The 9,166-nt window shown below is 64.5% G+C and carries 7 protein-coding genes; 2 read left to right on the top strand and 5 right to left on the bottom strand.

From position 1 onward, the window contains the following. Nucleotides 1–334: 334 nt before the first annotated feature. Complete coding sequence (locus tag GBJ34_RS18010) at nucleotides 335–2,005, bottom strand: amidohydrolase (protein ID WP_151720584.1); 1,671 nt, start codon at nucleotides 2,003–2,005, stop codon at nucleotides 335–337. Nucleotides 2,006–2,092: 87 nt separating this feature from the next. Then, on the bottom strand, nucleotides 2,093–3,052 hold the full coding sequence (locus tag GBJ34_RS18005) for an agmatinase (protein ID WP_151720583.1): 960 nt from the start codon (nucleotides 3,050–3,052) through the stop codon (nucleotides 2,093–2,095). Nucleotides 3,053–3,245: 193 nt separating this feature from the next. Here GBJ34_RS18005 and GBJ34_RS18000 point away from each other — a divergent pair, with 193 nt between their 5' ends. Further along, the gene (locus tag GBJ34_RS18000) at nucleotides 3,246–3,590 is read left to right on the top strand and encodes a bactofilin family protein (protein WP_151720582.1); all 345 of its coding nucleotides are present in this window, start codon (nucleotides 3,246–3,248) and stop codon (nucleotides 3,588–3,590) included. A 13-nt stretch (nucleotides 3,591–3,603) separates the two neighbouring features. Here the strand turns inward: GBJ34_RS18000 and GBJ34_RS17995 are convergent, their stop codons facing one another. After that, complete coding sequence (locus GBJ34_RS17995) at nucleotides 3,604–4,074, bottom strand: PaaI family thioesterase (RefSeq protein WP_151720581.1); 471 nt, start codon at nucleotides 4,072–4,074, stop codon at nucleotides 3,604–3,606. Between the two features lie 44 nt (nucleotides 4,075–4,118). Here GBJ34_RS17995 and GBJ34_RS17990 point away from each other — a divergent pair, with 44 nt between their 5' ends. Beyond that, entirely contained in the window at nucleotides 4,119–4,928 is an 810-nt protein-coding gene (locus GBJ34_RS17990) for an enoyl-CoA hydratase (RefSeq protein ID WP_404811452.1), read from the top strand. A gap of 83 nt (nucleotides 4,929–5,011) precedes the next feature. On the opposite strand, the gene GBJ34_RS17985 is transcribed toward GBJ34_RS17990, so the two are convergent. Both GBJ34_RS17985 and GBJ34_RS17980 read right to left on the bottom strand, forming a co-directional pair. Beyond that, nucleotides 5,012–5,578 (bottom strand): DUF4202 domain-containing protein, encoded by a 567-nt coding sequence (locus GBJ34_RS17985; RefSeq protein WP_151720580.1) that lies wholly within the window; start codon nucleotides 5,576–5,578, stop codon nucleotides 5,012–5,014. Between the two features lie 96 nt (nucleotides 5,579–5,674). Further along, nucleotides 5,675–9,163, bottom strand: a complete 3,489-nt coding sequence (locus GBJ34_RS17980; protein ID WP_151720579.1) for an efflux RND transporter permease subunit — start codon at nucleotides 9,161–9,163, stop codon at nucleotides 5,675–5,677. Nucleotides 9,164–9,166 lie beyond the last annotated feature (3 nt).

Here is a 9,166-nt window from a genome sequence, read left to right as displayed (position 1 = left end):
CGCCGAAGCTAGTAGCCCGATATGCAAGCATCCAATCGTCGAATAACGACCAAACCGCCCACATATCTCTTCAGATAAACATCAATGTCAAAGAGCGTGGAAACAAGCTTTCAGGCGCTGATCTCTCAGCCATTCCTTCGGCGCATTTCCGATTTTTGCCTTGGCATTCCGTGTCTTGCAACCCGTCCCGCTTTCGGCGTCCCGTCGCTTCCGCTTCGGTGAGGGGGCTTTTAGGCAGGGGGGCCGGAAGCCGCAAGGGCAAAAAAGCAGGGATGCGCGAAAAATTTGAGGGATCGGTGCGCATCCCCTTGTTTCATTGGCGAAACGCTTTGCTTCAGCCAGGCAGGATCCCGGGATCGTGGGTGACCCGGCCTGCGCTGACGGTCAGGGCGATTGCCGTTTTGCCGATTTCGGCCCCGGGAATCGCCTCCAGATCGCCATCGATCACCACGAGGTCGCCGCCCAGCCCCGGAATCAGCGCCCCGCAGATGTCTTCCATATGCGCAGCCCATGCCCCGCCCGCGGTATAGGCATGGAGCGATTCCATCAGATCCAGCCGTTCATCCGCCGCGCCTGCATAGGCGGCCCGTGTCAGCGCCCCCTGCAGGCCCCGCATCACCGAAACATCGGTGACCGGCCAATCGGAGGCATAGGCCACCGGCGCGCCGTGATCCTTCAGCGTCTTCCACAGATAGGCATCGCGACGGCGCGCGGGCGCAAAGCCCACGGTCATCGTGGGCTCCAGCGGGAAATCCATCACGCCGGGCGGGTGCGGCGGCTGAACCGAGGCCGTGATACCAAGCGCGCCAAGGCGAGCAAGGTCGGCGCGGTCGATCAGTTCGATATGTTCGATACGGTGGCGCGCATCGGCGCGACCATTGGCCCGCTGCGCCGCCTCATATCCGTCGATGGTCTGGCGCACCGCCCCGTCCCCGATGGCATGGACGGCAATCTGCAGACCGCGCCGGTCAATCTCGGTGCAGATCTCATTGAACCGCTCCGGCGTGAACAGCGGCGCGCCGGTGACGCCCGGCGCGCCGGGATAGTCGTTCAGCATGAACGCGGTGCGGCTGTCGATCACCCCGTCCATGAACATCTTCACAAAGCCGGTGCGCAGCATGTCCGTGTGAAATTCGGCCCGCATCGCCTCAGCCCGATCAAGCGCCGCCAGATCCATATGCGGCTTGAAATGGAAGGGCACCTTGACGCGTGCGGTCAATCTGCCCTCGGCCGCCATCTCGGCCAGCAGTACACAGGTGTAGCGGTTGCCATCCATGTTCACCATCGTGGTGATGCCATGCGTCGCACAATGGGCAAGGCCCGCCGCGATCTTGTCCTTGTCGGCGTCGCGCTGCGCCTGCGAGGGCCAGGGCGCGGGCTCCTCGCCCGTGGCGATCCCCAGTTGCAGATGGGCCTCGCCCCCAAGGGCCAGCACCGGGCCAAAGGCCTCGAACTCGCGCAGCTCGCCCGTGGCCGTGCCATCCTCGCCCATGACCACGACATGGCCATGCGGCATGTCGGCGCCGTGCAGCAGGCCTGCTGCCTCCAGCGCCATGGTATTGGCCCAGACCGTGTGGTGGTCTGGTGACATCATCGCAATCGGACGATCCGCGATCACCTGATCCAGATCATGGCGGCTGACCGGATGATCCAGGATGCCGTATTCCGCCCCCTGCGCCAGCAGGATCGCAGCCCCCGGGTTCGCATCCGCATAGGCCCGATAGGCCACCCGCAGATTGTCCAGCCCGTGCAGGCCACCCAGTTGCAACTGGGTCAGTTCCGCCCCGCCCAACACCAGATGCAGATGGCTTTCCACAAAGCCCGGCAGCACCGTGCGGCCGCCGGCATCAATCACCCGGGTGGCGGGCCCGGCTAGCGCCGCGATCCCCACCGCCGTCCCCACCGCCTGCACCCGGCCGGCCCGGATCGCCACTGCCTCGGCGCGCGGGCGCCCGGCATCCATGGTCAGCACCTTCGCATTGGTCACAATCAGATCGGCCTGCATCCCTGCTCCATTTTCTGTCTTCAAATATCCCGGGGAAGGACGCGCCAAAGGCGCGGCCAGGGGCAGCGCCCCCTTCATCCCGCCCCTTTAGGTCCCCATGCCTTCGGCCATCGCGCAAAGCATCTCGAACATGATCGAAACGCCAAGGAAGGCGGTGCCGCCCGACGGATCGAAGGGCGGCGAGACCTCGACCAGATCTGCCCCCGCGATCTTCACACCGCGCAGCCCCATCGCCACCTGCAAGGCCTGCCACGAGGTCGGCCCGCCCACCTCCGGCGTGCCGGTGCCCGGCGCATAGGCCGGATCGACAAAGTCGATGTCATAGCTGACATAGGTCTCGCCCGCGCCTGCGCGGTCGCGGGCTTCGGCCATCACATCCTCGGGGCCGCGCTGATGGAACTCCTCGATCGGGATCACCCTGATGCCGACAGCGCGGGCGAAATCGCGATCCTCGCTGTCATAAGCGCTGCCACGGATGCCGATCTGGGTCACCCGGTGCGGATCCAGCAGCCCCTCCTCCACCGCGCGGCGGAAGGGCGTGCCATGGGTATACATGGTGCCGCCGAAATAGCTGTGGAACAGGTCGGTATGGCTGTCGAAATGGATCATACCGAGGGGACGGTCCTTCGCCAGCGCCCGCAGGATCGGCAGGCTGCACAGATGGTCGCCCCCTGCTGTCAGCGGAATGATCCCCTTGCCGCGCAGTGTGGTATAGAACGCCTCCATTCGTGCCAGCGTATCCATCAGATCGGCGGGGTTCGGCCCCACATCGCCCAGATCGGCGCAGCGCACCATTTCAAACGGGCGGATGCCGGTCACGCCGTTCTGTGCCCGGATCATGGTCGAGGCATCGCGCAGCTGGCGCGGCCCGTGCCGGGGCCCCGGGCGATTGGTCGTGCCGCCATCCCAGGGCGCGCCAATCAGTCCGACCTGGACCTCGGCGATGCGCGGATGATCCAGCCCCAGATGCGGCAGCCGCATGAAGGTCGGCACGCCCGCAAAGCGCGGCAGATCGAAACCCGAGACCGGCGTGAAGAACGTGTCCATTCCCGACCCTTCCTTGCAGAATTTGATCACATTGCCAGTCAACCACCCCACCCGATGCCTGTCACGTCTGAAAGCGACATCCTGCCCATGCGCGGAGCACAAGCCGGTCACAGCGGCGTTTCCCGCACCTGCGGGGCTTGACCCCCGCCCGCCCCTGCGCCTCTATCGCGCAAAGCCTGAACAGGACCTCATCATGACCGATTCGCACCGCCCCTCCGCCGCCGCCGGCCGTTCGCTGATCGGCGCCGATGTCACCATCACCGGCGATATCGGTGCAGAAGGCACAGTGGAGGTGACCGGCACGGTCGAAGGCAAGATTGCCGCCCGTGCCGCAATTGTCGGGGCTGGTGGCCGGGTGACCGGCGCAATCTCGGCCGAAACCGTCGATATCCGCGGCCAGATGGACGGCAAGATCTCATGCGTGGTGCTGATCCTGCGCTCGGCTGCAGAGGTTCGCGCCGATGTGAATTATCAAAACCTCACCATTGAAAGCGGGGCCCAGATCGAAGGGCGGTTCACCCGCACCACCTCCGCCTGAAGACAAGCTGCAGTCAGGCCCTGGCCGCTTCGGGCTTTGCCGGGTCAGACTTCGCCGGATCGGGCTTTTCCCGTGGCGGGATGGAATAGGTCATGCTGGCACGCGCCACCGGCGCGGTGCCCCCTTCGGAATAGATCAGCACATCGCCGACGGCCAGCACCCGGCCCAGCTTCAACAGCCGGACATGGGCGATCAGATCGCGCCCCGCCTCGGGCTTGCGCATGAAATCCATGCTGCAATTGGTGGTCACCGCCAGCGCAACCGGCCCAAGCCGGTGCAGGATCGCGAGATAGATCCCCACATCGGCCAGCGCGAACATCGTCGGGCCAGAGACCGTGCCGCCGGGGCGCAGGTGGCGGTCCGCCACCCTCAGCCGGATCACGCATTCCTCACCCACCGCCTCGACGATGAAATCCTCGGCCACCTGCGGAAATTCGCGGGTCAGAAAGGCCTGCAACTCGGCTGCGTCCACGCTTTCCTCCATTTTCCTCTAAGGCTAGCCTTCCGCCAAAGCAGAGGAAACACAAGATGACCGATCTGATTCTGCCCGACTTGCTGTTGGCCGAACGTCATGGCGCAGTGACGCGGCTGGTGCTGAACACGCCGCAAAGCCTGAACGCGCTGTCGGATGCGATGCTGGCCGCGCTGCGTGACGCCTTCACCACACTGTCCACGGATCGCCAGACCCGCGTCATCATCCTGGCCGGGGCCGGCAAGGCTTTCTGTGCGGGCCATGACCTGAAAGAGATGCAGGCAGCGCGTGCGCGCGCCGACAAGGGTGCCGCCTATTTCCTGGATCTGTTCAACCGCTGCGGCGCGCTTATGCAAATGATCCCAGCCCTGCCCCAACCCGTGATCGCCGAGGTGCATGGCATCGCCACCGCCGCCGGGTGCCAGCTTGTCGCGACCTGCGATATGGCGGTTGCGGCTGATGGCACACGCTTCGGGGTGAACGGGGTGAATATCGGCCTGTTTTGCGCAACGCCGATGGTCGCGCTCAGCCGCAACATCCCGCGCAAGCAGGCGTTCGAGATGCTGACGACCGGCGCGTTCATCGATGCCGACCGCGCCCGCGAACTGGGTCTGGTGAACCGCGTCGTCCCGCAGGACGACCTTGCCACCGAGACGCTTGCACTGGCCCAGACAGTCGCGGTGAAACTCGGTGCCGCCGTCAAGATCGGCAAACGCGCATTCTATGACCAGATCGAGATGCCGCTGGCCGCAGCCTATGCCCATACCGCGACGGTCATGCAGGAAAACATGCTGTGGCGCGACACCGAAGAGGGCATCCAGGCCTTCCTTGAAAAGCGCAAGCCGGACTGGTCACAGCAAGACTGACCCGCCTCCCCACCCCTTTCATCTGTTCTTAAATATCCCGGGGGTGGCCGCGCCAAAGGCGCGGTCGGGGGCAGAGCCCCCCTCTACCCTGCCGCCCTCACCACCGCCGCCAAGGCGTCCGGCAAAGCGAACTCGTCCAGCATCCGCGCCCGCGCGGCCCCCGACATCTTGCGCGCAGTCTTAGCCACGATGTCCACCATGTCGTCATCGGGATGGCTGGCCGCGAAATCCGCGAAATAGTGGCGCACGAAGACGAAGCAGATCACATCTTCCAGCGCCTGCACATCGGCGTCGCGCTTCAGTCCTTCCTTGCGCAGCAGCGTGCCAACGCGGGCCTGCGCCTGCGCATCGTAGCCAGCCTCGGCCATCATGCCTGCGACCCGCTCGCCATGGCGGCGACCCTGTTCGCGACGCCAGGCGAAATAGCCGGCCTTGCCTTCCGGGTAATCCTTGCGCGGTAACAGCCAACGTTCGACATGCTGGCCGCGTGCCGCAATGCGCAGCACATCACCCGCCTGCGGGAACAGGCGGTCCAGTTCCGCACTCATCCGCTCTCCATAAAGCAGCGCGGCGGGGCGGCCTGCCTCCTGAGTGGGATCCGCCGCATTCGCCGCGTCAATGGCGCTCAAAGCTGCCGTCAGGTTGCCCATCTCTGCCTCCGTCGTTCCGGGACAGATTGCCAAACCCGGTGCCGAAAGAAAAGACGCCGCCCCAGTCGGCGCGGCGTCTTTGGGGCGGCGTCTCTGTCATTCCGCGACGATCAGCTTGGGCTTGCTGTCGCCTGGCGGGCTACGATCTTCCAGCCGCCCGATCCGGCGTTGAAGATCGCCCAGACCTTCCGTCACGGCCTCCGGGTTCAGGATCTCAGGCTCCACCTCTTTTGGTCCGACAAGGCCGCGTGTCAGCCGTGCGATCAGGCGCGACAGATCATCCATGATAAGGAAGAAGGCAGGCACCACCACCAGCGACAGAACGGTCGAGACGATGATTCCCCCGATCACCGAGGTTGCCATCGGCGCGCGGAAGGCCCCACCTTCGCCCACCCCAAGCGCCGAAGGCAGCATCCCTGCCGACATCGCGATCGAAGTCATGACGATCGGTTGCGCCCGCTTGTGCCCGGCCTCGATCACCGCCTGCATCCGGCCCATGCCGCGCGCCCGCATCTCGATGGCAAAATCCACCAGCAGAATGGCGTTCTTGGTCACGATCCCCATCAGCATCAGGATGCCGATCATCACCGGCATCGACAGCGCCGAATTGGTCAGGATCAGCGCCCCCGCCACCCCGCCAATCGCCAGCGGCAATGAGAACAGGATGGTGAAGGGCTGGATGAACGACCGGAACAGCAGGATCAGAACCGAAAGAACCAGCATCAGCCCCATCAGCATGGCATTCATGAAGCTCTGGTTCATCTCGGCCTGGATCTCTGCATCACCCGAGGCCGAAAGCCGCACCGAAGGCGGCAGATCCAACCCAGCCGCAACCTCATCCGCGCGCGCGGTCATCGTGTCCAGCGCCACGCCCAACGGACGGCTGGCACCAATGGTCACCATGCGCTCGCGGTTCAGACGTTCAATCAGCGACGGCCCCTGCGAGATCTGGATCGAGGCCACCGCATTCAGCGGCACGGTCCCGCCATTGCTGGTCGGAACTTTCAGCGCAGCGATGCGGGCAATGTCGTTGCGTGTCGCATCATTCAGCCGCACCCGCACCGGAATCTGCCGGCTGTCGATGGTCAACTTGGCCAGGGCCGCGTCGAAATCGCCCAGGGTCGCGACCCGCAGCACATCGGCAATCGCCGCCGTGGTGACGCCAAGACGCGCGGCCTCCTCCAGCTTTGGCTCGATATGCAACTCTGGCCGGGGCAGCGCGCCTTCGGAGGACACATTCGCCAGCAGCGGATCGCCCGCCAGCGCATGTTCCAGCATGGTCGCTGCCGCGTTCAGATCGTCGGCATTGTCCGACAGGATCGAGAAGGAATAATCCCGCTCGCCCCGGTCGTTCAATTTGCTGATGCGCGAATCCGGCACTTGCTGCAGAATCGCCATGATCTCGGCCTCGATCTCGTTCTGCGGACGTTCCCGGCCATTCGCGGGCAGATCGGGCACCAGTGCGGCAAGGCCCGGAATACCATTGCCGATCTTGACCAGCTTGTGCAGCAGCGAATGGTCCAGCTTTTCCAGCATGACCGCGATGGAGGCGCGGCGCAGATCCAGATCGCCGGTGGGCGAGCTGCCGCCCACGACGAGGATACGATCCACCCCTTCCACATCGCGGATGCGGGCGAACATGTCATCGGTCACCCGCTCGGTCTCGGCCAGCGTTGTGCCGGGCGGCAATTCCACGCTGATCGAGATGCGGCTGACATCCTCGGGGGGCAGGAAATCCCCCGGCACCTTCGCCATGTAATGGATCGAAACAGCAAGCGCGACAAAGGCGGCAACCAGCGTCAGGTAATAGGTGTTCACAAAGAACCGCGGTGCCCGCAGCAGGCGCAGCACGAAGGCTAATGCCAAACCAGCCAGCGCGACCGGAATGTTCACCAGCCAGCCGATGAAGCGCAGGCTTTCGCTCTGGATGCGCTGATACCAGGTCCAAAGGGGGCGCAGCCTCTGCCAATCCGGCAGCACGCGGCGAATGCCGATCAGCGCCAGCGGGTTCGGCACGCTCAACCGCCCCTCGGTGGTGTGATGCACCAGCCAGAGATAGCCGCGCATCGCCAGGCCATCCTTGTGACCATCCTCATCATGACCGACCGCATCCTTGTCGCGCATCAGATAGGCGGCCATCATCGGCGTGATCAGCCGCGCGACCAGCAATGAGAAGGCGACCGCAATCGCCACCGTCATGCCGAACTGCCGGAAATACTGTCCCGGAATGCCGGGCATGAAGCTGACCGGCACGAAGACCGCGATAATGGTCGAGGTGGTCGCGATGACCGCAAGACCGATCTCGTCCGCCGCATCGATCGAGGCGCGATAGGGCGATTTGCCCATGCGGATATGCCGCGCGATATTCTCGATCTCCACAATCGCGTCATCGACCAGAATCCCGGTCGCCAATGTGATGGCAAGGAAAGAGACAAGGTTGAGCGAGAAGCCCAGCAGATCCATCACATAGAAGGTCGGCACCGCCGAAAGCGGCAGCGCCATGGCCGAGATCAGCGTGGCGCGCCAGTTCTTCAGGAAGGCCAGCACCACCAGCACGGCCAGAAGCGCGCCTTCCAGCAGGGTATGCAGCGCACTTTCATAATTGCCATAGGTGTAGAACACCGTGTCATCGACAAGGCTGATGCCGACGCCCGGATTGCGCGCGCGCAGCTCGTCCAGCGCCGCGTTCACCGTCTCGGCCACCGACACCTCGGACGCGCCCTTGGCGCGGAACACGGCAAAGGTCACCACCGGCTTGCCGTCAAAGCGCACGAAGCTGCGCATTTCCTCATAGGTATCGGTCACCGACCCCAGATCGGCGAGGCGCACATGCCGCCCGTCGCCCACCGCGATCATGGTGTTCGACAGCGTGGCCACCGTCTGCGCATTGCCCAGCGTGCGGATCGACTGTTCGTTGACACCAAGCTCGGCCCGGCCAGAGCCGATATTGGCATTTGTCGCGCGCAGCTGCGCCGAAACCTGCTGCGCGGTCACGCCCCAAGAGCCCAGCTTCACAGGGTCCAGCTCGATGCGGACCTCGCGATCCGCGCCGCCGTAGCGGTCTACCCGACCCACGCCGGGGCGGCCCTGAAGCGCGCGCTTCACCGTGTCGTCGACGAACCATGACAGTTCCTCGATGGTCATATCGGGAGCGGAGACCGCGAAGGTCATGATCGCCTGCCCCTCGACATCGATGCGGCTGATGATCGGCTCTTCGATATCGGCGGGCAGGTCGGATCGCACCTTGTCGACCGCATCCTTCACATCCTGCACCGCCTTGTCGGTCGGCACATCCATGCGAAATTCGATCAGGGTCTGGCTGCTACCATCGGTGATGGTGGAGTTCACCTTTTTCACCCCGGCGATGCCCGCCACGGCATCCTCGACCTCTTTGGTAACCTGCGTCTCAAGCTCGGCCGGGGCGGCCCCCGATTGCACCACCGTCACCGCGACCAGCGGCACGTCGATATTGGGAAAGCGGGTGATCGGCAGAGCGTTGAAGCTCTGCCAGCCCAGAATCATCAGGATGAAAAAGGCCAGAAGCGGCCCGATCGGGTTGCGGATCGCCCATGCTGAAAAGTTCATCGC

It is taken from the genome of Gemmobacter serpentinus (assembly GCF_008973825.1).
Lineage (GTDB): Bacteria > Pseudomonadota > Alphaproteobacteria > Rhodobacterales > Rhodobacteraceae > Gemmobacter > Gemmobacter serpentinus.
The sequence above is the reverse complement of the archived record's forward strand: the minus strand, read 5'-3'. Positions and strand labels throughout refer to the sequence as shown.